13 protein-coding genes are annotated in these 22,171 nt (G+C 43.2%); 6 read left to right on the forward strand and 7 right to left on the reverse strand.

Features of this window, described 5'->3' with window-relative positions:
- Positions 1-94 precede the first annotated feature (94 nt).
- Positions 95-2,227 carry a ribonuclease R gene (rnr, locus tag BCY91_RS09465; RefSeq protein ID WP_120181706.1) on the reverse strand — a complete coding sequence of 711 codons (2,133 nt, stop codon included), beginning with the start codon at positions 2,225-2,227 and terminating at the stop codon, positions 95-97.
- A gap of 155 nt (positions 2,228-2,382) precedes the next feature.
- On the opposite strand from rnr, the gene BCY91_RS09470 reads away from it, so the two are divergent.
- Both BCY91_RS09470 and BCY91_RS09480 read left to right on the forward strand, forming a co-directional pair.
- Positions 2,383-3,420 carry an aldose epimerase family protein gene (locus BCY91_RS09470; RefSeq protein ID WP_120181707.1) on the forward strand — a complete coding sequence of 346 codons (1,038 nt, stop codon included), beginning with the start codon at positions 2,383-2,385 and terminating at the stop codon, positions 3,418-3,420.
- Between the two features lie 111 nt (positions 3,421-3,531).
- Positions 3,532-4,668: a glycoside hydrolase family protein gene (locus BCY91_RS09480; protein ID WP_120181709.1), complete on the forward strand. Its 1,137-nt coding sequence runs from the start codon at positions 3,532-3,534 to the stop codon at positions 4,666-4,668.
- Positions 4,669-4,709: 41 nt separating this feature from the next.
- Here the strand turns inward: BCY91_RS09480 and BCY91_RS09485 are convergent, their stop codons facing one another.
- The 6 genes from BCY91_RS09485 to BCY91_RS09510 all read right to left on the reverse strand — a co-directional run bounded on the left by BCY91_RS09485 (position 4,710) and on the right by BCY91_RS09510 (position 13,120).
- Complete coding sequence (locus tag BCY91_RS09485) at positions 4,710-6,017, reverse strand: bile acid:sodium symporter family protein (RefSeq protein WP_120181710.1); 1,308 nt, start codon at positions 6,015-6,017, stop codon at positions 4,710-4,712.
- 73 nt (positions 6,018-6,090) lie between these two features.
- On the reverse strand, positions 6,091-6,756 hold the full coding sequence (locus BCY91_RS09490; protein WP_120181711.1) for an aspartate/glutamate racemase family protein: 666 nt from the start codon (positions 6,754-6,756) through the stop codon (positions 6,091-6,093).
- Positions 6,753-8,141 carry a four-carbon acid sugar kinase family protein gene (locus BCY91_RS09495; protein WP_120181712.1) on the reverse strand — a complete coding sequence of 463 codons (1,389 nt, stop codon included), beginning with the start codon at positions 8,139-8,141 and terminating at the stop codon, positions 6,753-6,755. The genes BCY91_RS09490 and BCY91_RS09495 overlap by 4 nt, the downstream gene beginning before the upstream one ends.
- Entirely contained in the window at positions 8,142-9,383 is a 1,242-nt protein-coding gene (locus tag BCY91_RS09500; protein ID WP_120181713.1) for a ribulose-bisphosphate carboxylase large subunit family protein, read from the reverse strand.
- A gap of 1 nt (position 9,384) precedes the next feature.
- The gene (locus BCY91_RS09505; RefSeq protein ID WP_120181864.1) at positions 9,385-11,679 is read right to left on the reverse strand and encodes a DUF5703 domain-containing protein; all 2,295 of its coding nucleotides are present in this window, start codon (positions 11,677-11,679) and stop codon (positions 9,385-9,387) included.
- Position 11,680: 1 nt separating this feature from the next.
- Positions 11,681-13,120, reverse strand: a complete 1,440-nt coding sequence (locus tag BCY91_RS09510) for a sialate O-acetylesterase (protein ID WP_120181865.1) — start codon at positions 13,118-13,120, stop codon at positions 11,681-11,683.
- Between the two features lie 283 nt (positions 13,121-13,403).
- Here BCY91_RS09510 and BCY91_RS09515 point away from each other — a divergent pair, with 283 nt between their 5' ends.
- From BCY91_RS09515 to BCY91_RS17600, 4 genes are all read left to right on the forward strand, one after another.
- Complete coding sequence (locus BCY91_RS09515; RefSeq protein WP_245989052.1) at positions 13,404-16,025, forward strand: alpha-d-galacturonidase; 2,622 nt, start codon at positions 13,404-13,406, stop codon at positions 16,023-16,025.
- 3 nt (positions 16,026-16,028) lie between these two features.
- Positions 16,029-17,582, forward strand: coding sequence for an MGH1-like glycoside hydrolase domain-containing protein (locus BCY91_RS09520; protein WP_120181715.1), 1,554 nt, complete (start codon positions 16,029-16,031; stop codon positions 17,580-17,582).
- Between the two features lie 60 nt (positions 17,583-17,642).
- Positions 17,643-19,160, forward strand: coding sequence for a glycoside hydrolase family 28 protein (locus BCY91_RS09525; RefSeq protein ID WP_120181716.1), 1,518 nt, complete (start codon positions 17,643-17,645; stop codon positions 19,158-19,160).
- 203 nt (positions 19,161-19,363) lie between these two features.
- Positions 19,364-22,171 (forward strand): glycoside hydrolase family 95 protein, encoded by a 2,808-nt coding sequence (locus tag BCY91_RS17600; protein ID WP_182995347.1) that lies wholly within the window; start codon positions 19,364-19,366, stop codon positions 22,169-22,171.

Raw genomic sequence — 22,171 nt, forward strand, 5'->3', positions numbered from 1 at the left:
CTAATTTAAGTAAAATTTAAAACAATGGTATTCGGCACAAAAAGTTTTAATTTTCTGTCCTTATTCTATAATCTTTACTCCTTGCTCTTTTCAGTTACTCCACAATCAAAGTAAAATCAATCTGCCTTTTGGCCAAATCCACACGTTTTACCTTAATTTTTACTTCATCGCCAAGTTGGTAAGTGCGTTTTTTACGCTGACCAATAATGCAATAATTCTTCTCGTCCAATACATAAAAATCATCCGAAATGTCGCGCAACCTAATCATCCCTTCACACTTATTTTCTTCAATTTCTACGTACATGCCCCACTCGGTAACGCCCGAAATAATGCCCATATAAATCTGGCCGATATGATTTTCCAGGTATTCGGCTTGCTTATATTTGATGGAGGCGCGTTCGGCATCGGCCGCTTTTTTCTCCATTTGCGATGCGTGCTGGCAAAGTTTTTCGTAATGATCCGCATTCACGCTTTCGCCACCGGCCAAATAATGTTCCAAAAGGCGGTGCACCATTACATCGGGGTAACGGCGGATAGGAGAGGTGAAATGCGTGTAAAAATCAAACGCCAAACCATAATGGCTGCTGCTTTTTGTGGTGTACAAAGCTTTTGCCATTGAACGGATGGCCAACTGCGTCAGCACGTTTTGTTCTTTAGTGCCTTCCACATCGTGCATCAATTTATTTAAACTTTTAGCGGCTTCGCGGTCCGATTTGGTAGAGATTTTATGCCCAAATTTAGCCGCAAAAGAAGCAAAGGCAGTTAGGCTTTCCGGCTTTGGCGAGTCGTGCGCACGGTAAACAAAGGTATATTTATGTTTCCCTTTTCCCTTACGGGCGATGAATTCTGCCACGCGCCTGTTCGCTAACAGCATAAAATCTTCAATCAGCTTGTGCGCATCTTTCCGTTCTTTCACATAAACACCGATAGGTTTGCCCTCTTCATCCAACCTAAATTTTACTTCGGTAGATTCAAAACTAATGGCACCGTGCTTAAATTTGCGATCACGCAGGATGTGCGCCAGCTTGTTCAAAGTCAAAATCTCTTCAACAAAAGGTCCTTCTTGCTTTTCGATGATGTCTTGCACTTCTTCATAAGCAAAACGCTGATCGCTATAAATTACGGTTTTGCCAAACCATTCGTTTACAATATTTGCGTTTTGATCCAGCTCAAACACCGCCGAAAAACATAGTTTTTCCTCCTTTGGGCGTAAAGAACAGAGATTGTTCGATAAACGCTCGGGCAACATCGGTATCACCCTGTCTACCAAATAAACAGATGTGCCCCGGTCATAAGCTTCTTTATCCAGTGCACTATCCGGCACTACGTAGTGCGATACATCCGCTATATGCACACCTAACTCGTAATTGCCATTTTCTAGCACTTTAAATGATATGGCGTCATCAAAATCTTTTGCATCGAACGGGTCAATGGTGAAGGTTAAAGTTTGGCGGAAATCGCGACGTTTGGCAATTTCTTCTTTGCTGATTTCTGGTGAAATAGACTTCGCTTCCTGTTCAACCTCGGGCGGGAAACTTAAAGGGAAACCGTACTCGGCCAAAATGGCGTTCATCTCGGTGTTGTTTTCGCCTTGGTTGCCCAAAATATTTTTAATAATACCAACCGGGTTTTTAGCACCCGCAGGCCAATCTACAATCCGGGCTAAGGCTTTAACGCCGTTTTTTGCGCCGTTTAAATCCTCTAACGGAATAAAAATATCGTGCAACATTTTACGGTCGTCCGGAATAAAAAACGCAAAATGCTTGCTCAGTTTTACGATTCCGGTAAATTCAAATTTTGCGCGTTCCAAAATCTCCACCACTTCCCCTTCGCGCCTTTTCCCTTTGCTGCTTTCATAAACGTGCACATTCACTTTATCGCCATGCAAAGCGGTCCTAACCTTGCGCGGGGCTAGGTAAACGTCTTTTTCAAATTCATCATCGGGTATTAAAAATGCCGAACCATCGTTAGACATGGCTATTTTCCCGGTTAAAAAGGCTTTAACCTCGTGAAGTTTATATTTCCCTTTACTGGTTTCTAAAAAAACGCCGTCTGCCGTGCCATCTTCTAAAATCTCTAAAATAGTCGCTTTAGAATCTGGATCAATAATGTTTAGCTTGTTGGCAATTTGCCGGTAGTTTAAGGGTTTATTGCCCGCTTTTTCAAAAACGTTGGATATGAGTTGGGTAAGTACAAGTTTTATAGAGTTCGTTTGCTGATCAGCCATCTGATTTTCTTTTAACAATTATTTATGCTCAAAATAAAGATTCTGTTTTTATTTTTCGCCTTTTAATACATATTTAATAGCGTTTTAACTTTAATTTAACGCATTGGTGGCAAGCAATAATTAATCCCTAATTTAGCCCGAAAAAAATTAAGCTCATGCATTCAGCTATTCAACAAGCATTTGAAAAACAATTAAACGGCAAGCATATCCAGCTCCACTGGCTAAAAAGTCCAAATTTACAAGTTGGTATTTGTAACTATGGCGCCAGAATTACCCATTTTATTTTGCTAAAAAAGGATCAACAATTAGATGTTGCCCTTGGTTTTAACAATATTGATGCCTATTTGAACAGCAAAAACGAGTTTTATTATGGCATTACGGTAGGTCCGTTTGCCAACAGAATTGCTAATGCACGCTTTAGTTTAGATGGAAAAACTTATCAGCTTGAGGCTAATAATGACGGCAATTGCTTGCACAGTGGCAGCCAAGCTTTTCATAATAAAGTGTGGGATGTTTTAGAAGCTGATGAAAGCAAAATTGTGATGCAAACTGTAAGCGTGGCCGGCGAAGGCGGTTTTCCGGGAAATTTACAGTGCCAAGTTGCTTTCTCTTTAAACAACGATGCTTTAAAAATTGAATATCATGCTAGCACAGATGAAGACACGGTAGTAAACTTAACTAACCATAGTTATTTTAACTTAAACGGCGAAGGCACAGGCAGCATTTTAAACCATCGGATTCAAATTAACGCGACGGAATATTTGCCAATTAACCGGCGTTGCATCCCGCTAGGTGAATTTGCAAAGGTGGAAAGTACGCCTTTCGATTTTTTAACGCCAAAAGCAATTGGCGCAGCTATTAATGCTGATAATGAACAGCTGAAATTTGGAAATGGATACGACCATTCTTTTTCGGTTAATACAGAACAAGAATTAAAAAAGGTAGCTTTTGCGCAAGGCGATGAAAGCGGTGTCTGCTTAGAAGTATATACAGACCAACCCGGAATGCAATTTTATACCGGCAATTACCTTAGCGGCGATATCGGCAAAAGCGGAAAACCCTATGCGGCACGTACTGCATTTTGTTTTGAAACGCAACATCACCCGGATTCGCCAAACCAGCCCAATTTCCCATCGGCCGAATTAAAAGCCGGTGAAACATTTAAAAGCACAACCATTTACAAGCTTTATTAGGCAAACCGGCGTAAAAAGCATCCGCAAAAAAAAGTTCCAGTTCCCGCATCAGGTAAATAAATTTAGTTTAGATTTAGATAACAAAACTAAACCGCCTAATGTGGGCTTGTTATGCCTAAAAATAAGTACGATTGGAAAATAATTGTTTTGCTAGCAATTTTTTTTCAGGTGATGAGCGCTTGCCGTAAAGATCCAAAAGTGGAGCCGGACCGTAGCCCGCTGCCGGTGGAAGACGTGGATATTTCTGATAAGTTGCCACAGTTTAATGAGTATAAACTGAACCTCCATAAGCTTTTTTTTGCGAATGTGATAGAAGGTTGGTTATTGCCCGACGGCACTTTCCGCAAACCAGATGTTTCTACTTTGGGTTGGACGCATCCCTCTGTACTTTTTTTTAAAGAAAAGTGGAATAATCATCGTTATTGGATGGCGGTAACGCCCTATCCCGGCGGCATCAACCAGTATGAAAATCCCACCATATTTTGTTCTGATGATGGCGTAGTGTGGAAGGAGCCAATCGGGATTGTTAACCCCATAGAAAAGGCGCCGGTTGAGCCGGGATATAATTCGGACGTGAACCTATTGATGGATAACGGAGTTTTATATTGTTTTTGGCGTGGCGTTTCCATAGTTGATCCTAAAACGAAGCAACGAATTAATGGGCGCACGTTGCTGTACCGCTCTTCCACAGATGGCGTACATTGGTCGGACAAGCACGTGATTACCAGTTGGGATTATCAGGGCATAGATCTTATCGCGCCAAGCGTGTTAAAACAAAACGATAACTATTACTGTTATGGCGTTTCTACGGGCGAGGCCACGCCGGGGGCTTATTATACCAATTACGCCATCCGCAGAACGGTGGTTAAAAACGTTGATGATATTAAGGTGGATAAAAATTTAGGCTACGAGCTGGTGAAAATTTATGCGAGGCCTTGGGGCGAAGGCGATGAACCCTGGCACCTTGAAGTAAAAAAATTTAAGGACCGCTGGTACATGTTGGTTTCTACCACGCGCAATAAGCAGTACGGAAGCGGCGGACGCTTGTTTTTAGGTTACAGTACAGACGGGCTTACCTTCACCTTTGCTCATAAACCATTATGCGAAATTACCGAAGCCTACAAATCTTCTTTTGAACTGTACGAAGGCAAAAAAACCGGCAGGCTGAATATTAAATTATGGCGATCAACCAGTGCCGGCTGGGCAATTTTTTTCGATGAATTTTGTGTTGATAGGTATTTTGAGTAGGGGATGAATGGATGAAATGCAAAAAAGACTTTTTAAACCTACTAACCCACCACCACTTCATCCCCCGTCTTCGCCACTTCGCTTCTCTCTTCTCTCTCGTTCCTTTTACGCCAGAAATTAGCCAGTAAAGATCCTGAAACGTTCATCCACGGACTAAAAACAGCCGAAGCTAAACCTACGGTAGCCAGTTTGCCCATAGCGCCGGCTAAACCAGATGCCATACCGCCGTTTTGCAAACCTACTTCAAAAGCTATGGTGCGACTGCGGTTTTTGTCGAGCCCGCTCCATCTGCTTAGCCAATAGCCAAAGAAATAGCCGGCACCATTGTGTAAAACCGAGGCAAAAAATAGCAGAAAGCCAATCTCCAGCAAGTTGTCTCTGCCAGCAGCGGTGGTTACTAGGGTGAAATAAATAATGCCAAACATAGAGAAATAAGGCATTAGCGCATCTATTTTTTGGTAGCGCTTGTACAGCCAGTTATACGCACATCCTACCAAAATGGCTCCGCATAAAAAATCGAAAACTTCTATTAAAACCGTAGCGTTTCCCGTTGGGGCGCTAAACATATTTTTGCCAACAGTAAAAGAAATCAGCAACCACAATAGGGCTATAAACGCGGTAATAAAAATGTTTTTCTTGGTTTTTGCCGAACCGGTTTTTAAAACATCATGCACCATAGCGGCTGTTAACGGAATCAATACAATTTTGATGATTTCCATCATCATGTTAAAAAACTTTACTTCTACCAAAGTACCTGCAAATAATTTCATTAAAAACGGTGTCATAATAGGTGCGGCAATGGTTGATATAGCGGTAACCGTAACAGAGAGCACTAAATCGCCTTTGGCAATGTAAGTCATCACGTTTGAGGCCAGGCCACTGCTACAGGAGCCAATTAATATAATCCCAGCGGCAATTTCAGGCTCAAAATGGAAGGTGCTGGCAATCAAAAAACCCATAATTGGCATAATGGTAAAATGGCCTATGAGCCCAACCAACACTCCGCGGCCCGAGTGGCGGATGCCGGTAAAATCTCTGACGCTCATTTGTGTGCCCATGCCAAACATCACCAACTGTATGATCCCCAGGATGAGCCCTTTGTTGCGTAAATCTAAACTGCCCACGTGCAAAAACGTCTGCGGATAAATTAAACCTGCAGCAACGGCCGCTAAAATCCAAAAGGTATATTGGTAGTTGCTCAACAACTTAATGCTGCCCACACCAATGGCTAGCGCACAAAAAGCGCCTATCAAACTGCTTTTCCAAAGCGTCTCAATTTCTTGGAAGTAGCCAAAAGTGCTGGTCAAAAAGAATAGGAGCGAAGCCCATAAAAAGATTTTACGTATCATTTGGTTTAAAATGGTTTATGTGATCGTTTTTGCCCTCTCCCCAGAGGCTTCCACTATTAAGCGGAGTTTACAATCACTTTTGGTTCAAAAATGTTTTTGCAAGTGCGGCCATCGCTATAGGCGGACTGGCCAATATCGGCACCCGTTTTTCATCTGCGCTTAAGCCGTCCACTACGCGCGCCATAGAGGCTTGTGCCAACAAAATGACGTCTACGGTTTCCATCAACTCTTTTAAAACGCTGGCCACCATTTCATCGTGTTTTGCCGCGTCTCCGCTCATTAAAGCTTCAAATGCACCTTCACAAAGTTTCGAGATAATGTTAACGTCTTTTCCAGCTTTTTCGGCTCGGCGTTTTACCAGATCCGAGGTAGGTTCCAAGGTGGTGGGCAAAGTGGCAATTACACCTATATTTTCTCCCATTTGCACCGCTTCATCAGCCATGGCTTGGTCCACCCTGATAACGGGCACTGTACATAAAGTAGCTGCAGTTTCAATGGCACGGCCAATGGACGAGCAGGTCACCAAAATGGCATCAGCGCCAGCCTCTTCTGCTGCCTGTATGTGTTTTACAACGCGCGCAGCCGTGTTGGGCATCAACTTTCCTTTTTTGATGACGTCTTTTATCAAGCTGTCGTCAACAATGTTAAAAGTTTCTACACCCGCTAAATGCGTTTTGGCTAAGTCCTGAAAAAGAGGGACTAAAGTTGCGGATGTGTGTACAAATCCTAATGTTTTCATTTCGTTTTTTCTCCGTTTAATACGTTTATAAAGTAATCGGGCGCACCAACTTGCCCGCCTTTAAAATTCAGTTCTAAGCCATTTATCAGCGAGTTTTCCGCTACAGCCCTGCACAAAGGCGCACCGGGCGCTATTGGCGTTAGCATTTCTAAGGCATAGATGCCCAGTTCAGAAGCGGCGTAACTGCTGGTATCGCCACCTGCAAATAAAATTCGCTTTAGGCTTACTTCTTTTAGCACAGCTTGGATAATTTGACCTAAGACTTTACCCAAGCGCTTGCTGCTTTCTTTTTGGATGTTTTTGCTTGCGACACCGCTTTTTGCCAGTAAAGCCTCTGTTGCCTTTATTCGGGGATCATCTGGCCCTAAGCTGGTATGTATAATGGTGTCTTTATTCGCTTTAAGCTGATGAACTACTTCACGCGTAATTTTTAGGATAAACTCGTCTTGATGATTTTTATCTAAAATATCACTAGGTAAAGCTACTTCGGCAAAACCCTGCTGCATAGCGAATTTGATTTGCCCTGCGGTAATAGGCGAGCAACTTCCAGAAATAACCAAAAGCGGTTTTGCCCCTTGCACTTTAGTAGCAAATGATGTTTTTTTGGTGATGGATTTTGTTGACCAAGCTTCACCTAATGCCACTTCAACGCCCGAAGAACCTACTGTGAAAAGGGTTTTATCAGGTTGTTCTTGCTGATGTAGATACTCGCCGATGTTTGCCAGATGCGCGGCGTTAAAAGCATCAAAAAATAAAATTTGCTGGTCCTTATTTTCCTCTACCGTTTTCGTGATGCTTTGCAGGCCTTTTTCAACCTTTGTTAAATCAACCAAACCAATTTTTAAAGGTGTTTGCTGTTGCAGATGTTGGCGAAGATCACTTTCTGATGCGGGCGTTACCGGATGTTTTTGCATGGACGGATGCCTGTCTAAGCGGTAAATTTCTCCGTCACCGCTGGTACCCATTTTGGCAAATAAATTCCCAAAAACACAGTACCTTCCCAAATGCGGTGCTGCAGGGATTACAAAGGTCTGCGCTTGGCCACAAACGGTACTTCCAATTTCTATCGCTTTGCCAATATTGCCAACGTGTGGCGCAGAGTCAAAGGTAGAGCAAACTTTATAATGCAACTGAGCCGGATTTAACGCCTGCAATTTCTGTAAAACCGGCTTCAGCTGTGTTTCCATTTCTTCCGGAGATAAAGACCGACTGGTTCCGGCTACGCCAATAGCTTGCAAGCTGGGATGTTTATCTAAATCTTCGGCAGTTGGCGCGCGTAAAAAAAGCATGGTTTTTACGCCTGCCAAGGTCAAAAATTCCAGAGCATCTGTCGAGCCTGTGAAATCATCACCGTAATAAGCCAAAAGCAGACGTTTATTTTCCATTTATTTGCCAAATTTTTTTACTGATGCCATAAATTCTGGATGTAAGCTGGCTGTTTCTTCTAAACTTAAACCCTTTACCGCACTGTCCCAAGCTTGATGTAAAGCGATAACGCCAGCTTTAGCGCCCATAGGGTGCGCTAAAATTCCGCCACCGGCCATGTAAAGCAAATCGGTGGTTTGGGTGCGGCGGTAGGTTTCAAAAGCTTGTCCGCCCCATTGGCCAGACGAAACCACAGGAAGCAAAGGCTTCAAGTTTAAAAATGGTTTTAAGCACGATTGGATAGACCGCACCACAGAATCGTCAGACTCCCAAAATTTATTTTGGATGCCGTTTACATGGAGCTGGTCCACGCCGGCCAAACGCCAAATTTTTTGATAGGCCGGAAACTCGATGCCCAGCAGCGGATGCCGATTCAGCATTCCCCAGCCGTTTCTGTGCGCATGAATAGCCAAAGCTCCTTTGTCGCAAATCTTTTTGGTAGCGCTTAAGCCCACGCTATTGATGCTGATCATTGCGCAGGAACCTTTTTCGCTCAAAATTAAATCGTATTTGCGTTGCATTTCATCCAGCTCGTCGCTGATGTTAAATGCATACATTGCTTTTTTACCGGTTTTATCTTCGTGCTTTCTAATTTCGGGCATAATCGCTTTTACGCGGTCGTCAAACAAAGAATTAGCGGTAGAGCCCATCAGCTCATCGTCCTTAATAAAATCGATGCCTGCGTTTAATAGCGTTTTCACTAATGCCGCAGTGTCTTGCGGGCTCAGCCCAACGCTGGGTTTAATAATAGTTCCAATCATTGGCCGGCCTGCAACACCTGTGGAGGCTTTAGAACCTTTGATTCCAAACTTTGGTCCCGAGAAATGTTTTTGGTAAGAATCTGGCACCTCAAAATCCAACAGTTTTAAACCTGTAAACTGAGTAATTTCGTACAAATTTCCTTGCAAGGTGCTTACCAGTACGGGTAGATTATAACCAAAATTCTCTATAGACCAGCTTACCTTAACTTTTGCTTGCTGATATTTTTTGCCCGCAATAGCAGTTCCGGGGATGGATGGTTCGTCCTTTAAATCCAGCAATTCAATATTTTCTACCCGTGCGGCAAAACGCTGTTTTAACTCATCTGTTTCGCCGGGTACGGCTACAAATGTTCCGGATGATTGTTCACCGGCCAAAACGGCTGTGGCTTTTTCAACCTCGTAAGGCGTTTCGATCAGGTATTCAGCAAAAATTCTTTCCATTTTATTTGATGATGATGTCTTTTCGTCGGCTTTCTGGCCAAACGTTGATGATGTTTGCCTTTCCGTTTTTTACTTCTGCCTCTACTACGGTTTGTTGTGGGGCATGTAATTTAAAACGTACGTCAATATCCTTTGGCCAAGCCGGAAACAGTAAAATTTTGTCATCCACGTCTTGCAGCAACATCTCTTGCAAGCCTATCATGCCGGAGCCTCCCCAGTTATGGTCTGGTGTCCAGTCAAATCCCGGTCCCCAAAATGCCGGAAATCTTCTTTCCGAATTTTTAAGTTTGGCAAAAGTGTATTTCACGGCCTCGTCTGTTAAGCCCAAACGTGCAGCCCAAATATTATCTTGTTTCCAGCCTTTGCTATCGCGGAAACGCAAAGCATCCGGGTCAAATTTATAGGTGTTAATTGCGGTATCTAAGCCCGGTTTTTGTAAACCGAATATTTTCCACGGAAAAACAGGATAAAGCTGAGGCGTTTCTACATTATTAATTCGCTCCCATACCGTAGCCGGCGAAATGGTCGTTTTGCCATCAATATCGCGGTAGCTAATTTCTGGGATGCGCGTTAGCATTCCTTGCCACTGCGCTTTTTCATCTGCATTTAACAACTCGTTAGGTAGTTGAAGAAAATTTTGCAGAACGGTTTTCAGCGCTGCAACAGTAGAGCTGGCGTTATAAGTCATTTTGTAGGTTTCGGCAGCCGAGCCGGGGTATATCACCAATTTACCATCAGCAGTTAACGCCTTTGAACCACGTTTTTTTGCCAAATACTGATAATGTTCGTCAAAAAAACGCAAGCTACTTTTGATTAATGGTAAGTAAGGCTTTACATCAAAGTTTTGATAATCTCTAGCATCTAAAATCATTTGGCAAAACTCCAGCACGGTATCCCACTCATACTCCAACCAAGCATTGTATTCCATGCCTTTGTCGTAGCTCTCGGGGCGTTTCCAGCCGTACTCGGCAGGGTTTGGCAAACCAAAGTTTTCAATTTGCTCTGTAAAACTGGCGCCATTGTGGCCCCAATAAAATTTGCTCCGCCACTCGGCATTGCCCAAAATACTCTGGTAAAAATCAAACTGAGGTTTCATTAAATCGGCGTCGCCTGCTTTTAACATGGGCCAATAAACCAAGCGTTGGTTTTGCGCAGTATGCGTGCCGCCTCCCCAGTTTCTAAAATCTGGTGTAAACGTGGCGGTTGAATCTGTAAAAACCGGGTCAAAGGTAAATAGACCGCCGTTAAACTTAGTAGGGTAGTCGCCGTAGGCATTGCAAGCCAACATATAGCGGTACAAATTATAGTTGCGCGCCACCTGATAAGCCGTAGTGTCGGCTGTTTTTGGGATTTGGATATAGCTTTTGTTCCAAAAACTTGCCCACCATCTCTGGTTGTTTTTAAAATCTTTTTTTGCCGATGAAGCACTGTTCAGCGCCAATTTCTGTGTCTCGCTCTTCAGTTTTTCTGGGCTTAAATGCTGCCCGGTTTGCAAAGCAATAAGCACCTGCTGACGTTTAGACGGCTTAGCAGTTTTAAGCTCATAAGCTTTAAAAGGTGTGTTAATGTAGTTTCCTTCTTCAATTCCTGCATTCACAAAGCCCTTTGCGTACAAAAAGCCTCCAAAAATACGCCCATCTAATGGGTTAAAAAGGCTGTCTTTTATACTTTCTAGCCCTTGTTGTTTAACCACTACATCAAAAACCGTTTGTTTTTTGTTTTGATGATAAAAATAAAGGCTCCCGTTTTCAAAACCTACCTCGTCTGCATAGGTTTTTACATCGCCTTGTGGTGCCCATTTCCATGAGTTTTGGTTGTTCTCCTTTTTTTTGGTTGCGCGGTCTTCAAAGCGCCAGTGTTCAAAGAAAAGTTGTGCGTTTGTGGCTTTAGAGTGGTCTATATCAATATGTATTACTGCTTTATGCACATCTACCCAAATGCGAACGTCGGATTGCAAACCGCTTTGCGCACCCGAGATGTGGCAAGCGCCATCGGCCAAATTTAACCGTTGTTTAAAGCCTTCTTTTAACTTGTTTTGAGGAAAGCGCAAACGCACGCGTCCAACTTTTAACAGGGTATTGTTTTCGTCAAAAAGTCCGCTGCGAGATATATAAAACAGCAAATCTCCGTCTTCTACCCACACGTTTAAACCGATGTCGCCGCCGCCTACCGGCATAGATTCCGACGAGTTTTTACTTTGGCTGTTCCACAGCACATCATAGTTAGAAATAGCAAATTCCTGCGCTTTTCCGGCGCTAAAAAGCAGACAAAAAATAAAAATAAATGGTATCCTCATGTTAAAAATCATCTGTACGGAAAGAAGAAACCGGAAGTCTTTCTGTGCTAAACAGCTCGCCAACCACAAAATCTTTAAACGCGTAACGTACGGCTACGGGTTCTTTCACTTTAGGCGACGAAACCAGCACCTCGTTTCCGTCTATTTCGGCTTTGGCCGGATAAAACCAGCGGTCTTTACCACAGATTTCAAAATTCACCAAATCGTGCCCAAAAGTGCTTAAACCATTGTGCACGTTTTTAAATTTAATTTTAGCAATGCTGCCAGTCACTTCCATGGTATCTAGCAAAGGCGACTCGTAGCCAAAACCTTTCATGCCGTATGTTTTGCCCAAAGCCAACAGGGCTAAACGCTCGCCAACAGGTTTTTTATGCATCGGGTGGATGCTTTTTTCGTCGCCTATATCCAATAAGCTCACCATCCCAGCGTTTGGAATGGCATCTAAAGCTTTCCGTTGCGCATCGCGCAGGTAGGCCGAATTGAATTTTCCGCCCGACTGGTAGGGTGGCAACTGTGCATAATTGTAAGGCGCAATTTGTACATAGTAAAAGGGAAAATCTCCCTGTTTCCACTCGCTGCGCCACTCTTTTACCAAAGCGGGGAAAAGTTTTTGGTATTGGTCTGGCCGGTCATAATTAGATTCTCCTTGGTAAAAAACAGCTCCTTTTATGCCGTAACCAATGATAGGGTGCAACATGCCATTGTATAGCGCGGTTGGGGTACGGTTATCAACCTTAGCGGCATCTTTTTGCTCGGGTAATTTGATATCGGCGAAGGCCGCCAACTCTTCGCGGCTCATCCAAGCTTCTGCGGTAGAACCGCCGTAATTTACGTTAATTAAGCCGATAGGCACTTGTAACAAATCTTGCAGTAAACGGCCAAAATAATATCCGGTAGCGCTAAAATTAGCTACTGCTTCGGGTTCTGCGTGTTTCCAAACAGAGGGTTTACTGTTTTCTTTAGCCTCAAATTCGCGTGCGCGTGGCACAACGTACAAGCGGATGTTAGGGTTTTTAGAATGCAAAATAGCATCGTTTGAGCCGTAAACCGGTTGCGAACGGAAGCCCTTCATCGGCATCTCCATATTAGATTGGCCACCTAAAATCCAAACTTCCCCAATCAAAACATCATTAAGCGTTAGGGTTTGGCCGTCACTTATTTTTATTGAGTAGGGACCGCCTGCCTTGGGTGTGTTCACAAACACTTTCCATTTTCCGTCTTTGTCGGCTTTCGCCTGATAGTTTTCGCCGTTCCAAGAGCATTTTACCGATACGTTTTTTCCTTTGCCGGCCCATCCCCACAGGGGTACTTTGGCCTGTTGCTGCAAAACCATGCCATCCGTAAAAATAGACGGCATTTTCACTTGCGCTAAAGCATCAGAAACTATTAATAACAAAAAACTAAAAAGAGCAACTGCTCTAAACGGATTAAAGTAATACATTAAATTAGGTTTATTGACCATTTTCGTTCGCTTTCCCTTTGTTGTTTTTAGGCAAGCTAAAAGGAAATCGCCTGTCACACAAATATTGTAATTTTTTTATATTTGAATACAGTTTTCACAGATAAATTTATCTATATTTGGGTATTTATCATAAACGCCTAAATAAAAAAACAAATCTAAGTAATTAAACCTCCTTAGTATGATGATGAAACCGAGACAAATTTTTTGCCTTTTAATAACTATTACCTTTTTGCTAGGTGCTTTAGTTTCGAGCGCACAAAATTTGAAAGAGATTAGATTAAGTGCTCCGGCAAATGCTAGCGAACGTGTGTTGTATGGCGTTGAAAAACTTTCTGCCACCTTGCGTGCCAACAATTATCAGCTCCAGACAAAAAAAGCGGGCAAAGGCAGCCTTAGCATTAACATCAACAAAAATTACGATAATACATTAGCTAAAGAAGGTTTCCGTATCATCAGAAATGGCAACAGTGTGGAAATAAGTGGCCGTGATGACAGTGGCCTGCTTTACGCATGTTTAGATTTAGCAGAACGCGTAAAAGGCTCGGGAAAAATTCCGGAGCAATTAAATATTAGCGACCAGCCCGAAATGGTTTTGCGAGGCACCTGCATAGGCATTCAAAAGCCAACGATATTGCCGGGACACGAGATTTATGAATATCCGTACACGCCAGAAAGTTTTCCCTGGCTTTACGATAAAGCTTTGTGGGTAAAGTATTTAGATATGATGGTGGAGAACCGTTACAATTCGCTATATCTATGGAACGGCCATCCTTTCTCTTCATTGGTAAAGCTTAAAGACTATCCGGAAGCGCTGGAGGTTGATGAGGCTACTTTTAAAAAGAACGAAGAAATTTATGAGTTTATCACCAAAGAGGCTGATAAACGAGGAATTTGGGTAATCCAGATGTTTTATAACATCATTGTGCCAAAGCCCTTCGCGGAAAAAAGGGCTTTGAAAACACAGGATCGGAACAGACCAATTGTGCCCGTTATTGCCGATTATACTCGGAAAGCAATAGCGGCCTTTGTAGCTAAATATCCTAATGTTGGTTTACTGGTGACATTGGGTGAAGCTATGGAAGGCGTTGGCCAAATGGACATCGATTGGTTTACCCAAACCATATTACCCGGCGTTAAAGACGGTTTAGCCACTATTGGCAAAACCAACGAGCCGCCTATCGTGTTGCGTGCGCACGATACAGACGCACCGGCTGTAATGAAAGCGGCCTTGCCTATTTACAAAAATTTGTACACCATGGCTAAGTACAATGGCGAGGCGCTCACTACGTACACACCGCGAGGCAAATGGGCCGAGTTGCACCGCGAGTTGAGCGCCATTGGTACGGTGCAAATTGAAAACGTGCATATTTTGGCCAACCTAGAACCTTTCCGCTACAGCTCCCCAGATTTTATTCAGAAATCTGTAAAGGCCATGCACTCGGTTTACCATGCCAATGGTTTGCATTTATATCCGCAAGCTTCTTATTGGGATTGGCCATATACCGCAGACAAAGCCGACCCGCGTTTGTTGCAGATAGACCGCGATTGGATGTGGTACAAGGCTTGGGCGCGTTACGCTTGGAAAGCCGATAGGACTAAATCTGAAGAAAATTTGTACTGGGGAAAATTGCTCGGCCAAACCTTTGGTGCAAACCAAAAAGCTTCTGAAAATATTTTAACAGCCTATGAAGAAAGCGGTGAAATTTCGCCTAAGCTGCTCCGCCGTGTGGGTATCACAGACGGTAACAGGCAAACCCTAACTTTGGGCATGTTGATGACCCAGCTCATTAATCCTTTCCGTTACGGCCTATTTACCTTGCTGTACGAGTCTGAAGCGCCCGAGGGCGAAATGATTATTGAGTACGCTAAAAAAGAAGCCGAAAACCAAGCCCACATTGGCGAAACCCCGATACAGGTAGCTAATGAAGTTGTAGAACACGCCAGGCTGGCGGTAAAAGCGATTGACGAAGCTACAGACGGCGTAACGGCCAATAAAAAGGAATTTGAAAGGCTGAAAAATGATATCTACTGCTATGATGCTATGGCAAAGTTTTACGCCAACAAAATAAAAGCGGCTACGCAGGTATTAAAGTTTAAATACAGCAGTAATATCGATGATTTGGAAGCTGCCGTACCTATGTTAGCGCAGAGCGTAAAAAACTGGCAAGTACTTACAGATTTAACCAAAGATCATTACCTGTATGCCAATAGTATGCAAACTAAACAGCGCAAAATCCCGATGCGCGGAGTAGATGCCACTTTTATCCACTGGACAGAAATGTTGCCGGTTTACCAAAAGGAACTGGCTGATTTTAAAAAGCACATTGCGCAGTTGCGCCAACAAACCAAAGGCGGAGATATCGTGAAAACGATACCGCTTAAAAATGCAAACGTAAAGTTTGTAGATAAAAATATCAGTTTTTATACCGTAACAGAAGGTGCTAAACCAAGGAAAGGCGAAAGCGTTACTTTACAAAACGTTGCGCCCGAATTACAAGGTTTAAAAGCGGTGCAATTGGGCAAATCGGATCAGGTGATGTACGGTACAAAGCTTAGTTTTGAGAACGATAAACCTGTGAAGGTTTTGGTAGCCTACTATAAAGAACCGAAAAGCGGAGATTTACTGCCTCCGGTTTTAGAGATAGATGCAAGTGCTAATGATTACGGGCAGGCCGAGATAAAAATTGCGAATGCCATTAAAACATCAAACGGGCGATTGTTAAATATTCATACTTTCAGCTTCCCGAAAGGAAAAAACACATTAAGCCTAGGCAAAGGCGCAGCGTTGGTTTTAGGTGTGATTAACGACGACGAGCCACTGCGCATCCATAACGCAGGTTTTGATGGGAGCGGACAAGATATTGACTGGTTATTTGAAGAATAAAACATGATACGTAATGCTGTTGCAGGCTTATTTTTAGCCTCCTTTCTTTTGGTTGCACCTACTAAAGCCCAAGAAAAAAGAATTGTTTTAAAACCCGAGCTGATGAAACCCGACATCAGCTACTTTAATTCGCTGGATTCGGAAGATGTGGTAAATGCCATCTCTAACGAAAAAACATACGAGTTTTTGTCTAAACAGATTCCGCTTTTTGATTGTCCGGACTCGGCCATTAAAAAAATATATTACTACCGCTGGTGGACCATGCGCAAGCATCTTAAACAAACACCGGATGGTTACGTTTTTACCGAGTTTTTGACGCCAATGAAGCACGGCGGAAAGTATAACGCCATTAGCAGCGCGGTTGGCTTGCAACTGAATGAGGCACGTTGGTTTTACAACCAGGAAATTGTAAAGCAATACGCTAATTTTTGGCTCAATGTGGATGCGAACGAGGCAAAACCGCATTTGCACAATTTTAGTAACTGGCTGGCTTGGTCTTTTCTAGATATTTACAAGGTAGATCATCAGCTTGATTTTGTAAAGCGCAATTTGCAGGCATTAAATAAAGATTATCACCAATGGGAAGATGAACGCCAAAACCCCGATCAAACTTTTTGGCAGTATGATGTAAGGGATGCCATGGAGGAATCTATAAGTGGTGGCCGTAGAGAAAAAAACGTTCGCCCCACCATCAACAGCTACATGTACGGCAGTGCAAAAGCAATGAGTATTATGGCGGGTTTGGCTGGGGTTGATAGCCTAAAGGCAAAATATCAGCTAAAAGCAGAAGCTTTAAAAAATATTGTAGAAACCAAACTTTGGAACAGCGAATCGGGTTTTTTTGAGGTAGTAAAAGAAAAAGGCGGTTTTGCGCAAGCGCGCGAAGCCATCGGTTTTATCCCTTGGTATTTTAATTTGCCTGCTGATGATAAAAAATACGAAGTGGCTTGGCACCAGTTGGTAGATACGGCTGGTTTTTGCGCACCTTGGGGCTTAACCACGGCAGAAAGAAGGCATCCCGGTTTCCGTACACATGGCAGTGGGCATGGTTGCGAGTGGGACGGCGCCATTTGGCCTTATGCTACCACGCAAACTTTAACTGCTTTAAGCAATTACATCAACAACTATAAAAATCATGATGCCATGAGCGCCGATGTTTTTTACAAAGAACTGCACAAATACGCAATGGCGCACGTTAAACAAGGCAACACCTACATTGGCGAATATCAGGACGAAAAAACCGGACAGTGGTTAAAAGGAAACAAAAGCGCCAGAAGCCGTTTTTACCATCATTCCAGCTACGTGGATCTGGTAATTAGCGATTTAATCGGTTTAAAACCGCAAATTGACGATACCCTATTGATACAACCTTTAGTGCCACAAAATAAGTGGGATTGGTTTTGCCTAGACGGTGTACAATATCACGGAAAAACTTTCACCATTATTTGGGATAAAAACGGTAAAAAGTACGGAAAAGGTAAAGGTTTCTTGGTTTTCCAAGATGGCAAACGCATTCACAAAAGCAATAAACTAAAAAGTATAAAAAAGTCTCTCTAATTGATGAAACCCACTTTAAAAACTGCGAGAAACTTAAGCCTATGCTTAGCTTTCTTTTTAATGTTAGCAAACAAAGCCAGTGCGCAAAAATACTTTAACGTGCAAGATTACGGGGCAAAGGCGGATAGCAGCACTTTAGCTACTGTAGCCATACAAAAAGCCATTGCGGCTGCGGTTAAAGTTGGCGGCGGAACCATTTATTTTGGCCCCGGAAAATACTTAACCGGCCCCATACATTTAAAAAGCAACATTAATATTTTAATAGACGCCGGTGCCGAACTGCACTTCAGCGATAATTTTGACCATTACTTACCTGCGGTTCCTAGCCGTTGGGAAGGTACCATGGTCAACAACTTTTCTCCGCTTTTTTATGCTTATGAGGCCGAAAACATTTCGATAACCGGGCGTGGTTTAATTAACGGAAACGGAAAAAAGTGGTGGGCAACGTCAGAGAATTTTGCCAATGTGCAACCCACCAAATACATGGAAATTTTTAAGCAGAACAACAAAAACGTGATTGCTCCAGATTTGAAAGGCTGGATAGAACGTGGTTTTTTACGTCCGCCTTTTATACAGTTTATGTTCTGCAAAAACGTGCTGATCCAAGGCATCAAAATAATTAACTCGCCTTTTTGGACCGTTAATCCGCAATTCTGCGAAAATGTAACGGTGCAGGGGGTAACCATAGAAAATCCGCCGTCACCAAATACAGATGGAATTAATCCCGAGTCGTGCAGATACGTGCATATTTCAGATTGCCACATTAGCGTAGGCGATGACTGTATCACTATTAAATCTGGCAAAGACCGCGACGGTCGCCGTATGAATGTTCCGGCAGAAAATTATACCATCACCAATACCACCATGCTTTCGGGCCATGGTGGCGTAGTGATAGGCAGTGAAATGTCTGGCGGGGTAAAAAAGATTGTGATTTCTAACTGTGTGTTTGACGGTACCGATCGTGGCATCCGCATTAAATCTGCGCGGGGCAGGGGAGGCGTGGTTGAAGATATCCGCGTAAGCAATATCATCATGAAAAACATTCAGGATGAAGCTATTGTTTTAAACATGCAATATGCTAAAACCGAGGTTGAACCCGTTTCTGAGCGTACGCCTATTTTTCGCAACATTCATTTCAGCAATATCACGGGGGTGGATATTAATGTTGCCGGTAAAATTGTAGGTATTGAGGAGTTGCCGGTGGATCAGATTACATTTAACGATATCCAAATGGATGCTAAAGAAGGTTTTAACCTGCTAAACGCTAGCAATATCGAGTTTCACCAAGTTACGGTAAACGCAAAAAACGGCAGCGCTTTAAAGACAGATAACGTTACTAATTTGGAGCTAAACGGTTTTAAAACCAACAAACCATTGGCAGATAGTCCGGTTATTTCGTTAAAAAACACCTCGAACGTATTTATTCACAACAGCTGGCCAAAAGCGGGTTCACCTAATTTTGTAAGCATCAGCGGTAGCAAATCGTCCAACTTTACTATAAAAAATAACAACTTTAAAGCTTTAAAAAACCCTGTAATTAAAAGTTCGGAGGTAAAGGAAAAATTGGTTTTTGATTAGGTGGTCCGAGGTTGGGTGTTAGGTGGTTCGGGGTTAGTTGGTTCGGTGTTAGGCCCGTTCGTCTTTAGTCCTTACTCTTATAAAGTGGTCAGGTGTTAGTTTCGTCCCGTCTTTAATCCTTACTCCTATAAAATGCTTAGTTAATCATTCCGTCTTTAATCCTTACTCCTTATTCCTTACTCATATAAAAGTATTTATTTAGGATGAAAAAACTTATTCTGTTTCTTTTTATTACGATTTGTAACGGTGCTTACGCCCAAAACCGCTTATGGTACACACAAGAAGCCAAAGCTTGGACAGACGCTTTGCCATTGGGCAACGGCCGTTTAGGCGCAATGGTTTACGGTGGTGTAGAAACAGATCACATCCAATTTAACGAAGAAACCATCTGGACCGGTCGCCCGCGAGATTACTCGCACCCCGGCGCCGTAAAATATCTGCAACAAATCCGCACCTTGTTAAACGAAGGAAAACAGAAAGAAGCCGAAAAAATTGGGATGACCCATTTTATGGGTTTAAAAGACCATGATGAGTTGGAGTATGTGAAATTGCGGGCAAATTGGTTAAAAAAGATACGTGCTAACGAAGCTTTGGCCGATGCAGATTTGGACATTGCGGGTTGGCAAAAAATGACCGTACCAACGCTAAACGGTTTCGAGACAGAGGGTTTAGAAGGCGTTGACGGTGCTGTTTGGTTCCGCAATAGTTTTGACCTGCCCGAAGCTTGGAAAGGCAAAAAGCTGTACATGGATTTGGGAAAAATCCGTGACGAAGATTATACTTACGTTAACGGAAAGCTGATTGGGAATGATGAAGGCATCAGCAAAAAAAGGCATTACGAGATACCTGCCGATGTGTTAAAGCCTGGGAAAAACGCCATCGCCATCCAGGTAATCAACTACTTTGATAAAGGCGGTTTTGCCGGGACCAAAGGCGACGACCGTATTTTTGTGATTTACCCAGAAGATGCGAAGCCAGAGAGCGGAATTGCCATTGCGCCACAATGGGCCTATAAAATTCAGGATGAAGATCCGCCTGCTTACCCGCAGTACCAAGCAAGCTATCAGCCTTTCGGCGATTTATACCTGCAATTTGCGAAAGGGAAATCGGCGCCAAGCAATTACTACAGAGACTTAGATATCTCGAAAGCCATTGCATCTGTAAGTTACCAGCAAGATGGGGTAAACTACCAGCGTAAATATTTGGTAAGCGCGGCAGATCAAGTTTTGGCTATCCATTTAAGTGCGGATAAAAGACAAAGCATTTCATTTAAAGCCGTGCTGGGCAGTGCACACAAAGCACAACAATTTATGCAAATTGATGCGCATACTTTGGCGCTGAAGGTGCAGGTAAAAGACGGTGCAGTTTATGGGTTTTGCCAGCTTTATATACATGCGCCAAAAGGAAAAATCACCATTCATGCGCATGATATTGAGGTGAGCAATGCCAATAGTGCAACACTTTATTTAGTGGGCGCAAGTAACTTTAAAAATTATCAGGATGTTTCTGCAAACGCAAAAGAAATTACTGCTGCGCAGTTGGCCAATGTGAAAAATAAATCGTTTAAAGCGGTTGAAAAGGCACATATTAAAGAGTATCAAAGCTATTTCAATCGTTTTTTTGTAAATCTAGGAGCGGATAACAGCAGTTTGCCCACAGACCAGCGGATCCAAAATTATAGCCATCAAAAAGATCCGGCATTGTTAGCCTTGTATATGCAATATGCGCGTTACCTAATGATTTCGTCCTCTCGTCCGGGCACGCAGGCGGCTAATTTGCAAGGCATCTGGAACAATTTACTAACGCCGCCTTGGGGCAGTAAATATACCACCAATATTAACTTGGAGATGAATTATTGGCCGGCAGATTTGTTGGGCTTGGGCGATTGTGCAGAACCTTTATTTTCTTTGGTTAAAGACTTAGCGGTGTCCGGCGCAAAAACCGCCAAAGTTCATTACGGCGCGCCGGGATGGGTAGAGCATCATAATACGGATATTTGGCGTGCCACGGCGCCCATTAACAATTCTAACCACGGTATTTGGCAAGGCGGATCGGGCTGGTTGGTGCAACATTTATGGGAGCATTACCTGTTTACCCAAAATCTAGAGTTTTTACGTAATACGGCATATCCGCTAATGAAAAGCGCTGCGGCTTTTTATCAATACAATTTAGTTAAAGACGAAAAAACGGGCTGGTTAATTAGCTCGCCATCTAACTCGCCCGAGAATGGAGGTTTAGTGGCTGGGCCTACGATGGACCATCAAATTATCCGTAGCTTATTTGAACGTTGCGTAAAAGCCAGCGAAATTTTAGGTCGGGATAAAGCTTTCGCCGATAGTTTGCGCAAGCTTATCCCGCAGATTGCGCCTAACCAAGTTGGCAAACACAGGCAGTTGCAAGAGTGGTTGCAAGATATTGACGATACCACAAACACGCACCGCCACGTTTCGCACTTGTGGGGCGTTTATCCGGGCAATGATATTAACTACATCCAAAACCCCAAAATGATGGATGCGGCCAAGCAATCTTTAATTTACCGTGGCGATGACGGCACCGGCTGGAGCATTGCCTGGAAGGTGAATTTGTGGGCGCGTTTCCGCGATGGCGACCATGCCTTGTTGATGATGGACAAATTGCTGACTCCTGCCGAAGGCGAAAATGAAAAAGAAAAAGGTGGTGTTTACCGCAATATGTTTGATGCGCATCCTCCTTTCCAAATTGATGGTAATTTTGGCGGTGCCGCAGGTTTAGCCGAAATGGTTTTGCAAAGCCAAAACGGAAGTTTGGATATTTTGCCGGCATTGCCAAGCGCATTGCTAAATGGCGAAATGCGCGGATTAAAAGCTAGGGGTGGTTATACTGTGGATATCAGCTGGGAAAACGGAGAGTTGGCAAGTTTGACGGTTAAATCAAAAATTACGCAAACCTGCCGCATCAACTATCAAGGAACAAACAAAACATTTACTGCAAAAGCCGGCAAAACTTACCGTTTTGGCGCGCAATTACAATAA

Origin of the sequence: Pelobium manganitolerans, from assembly GCF_003609575.1 — a bacterium.
GTDB classification, from domain to species: domain Bacteria; phylum Bacteroidota; class Bacteroidia; order Sphingobacteriales; family Sphingobacteriaceae; genus Pseudopedobacter; species Pseudopedobacter manganitolerans.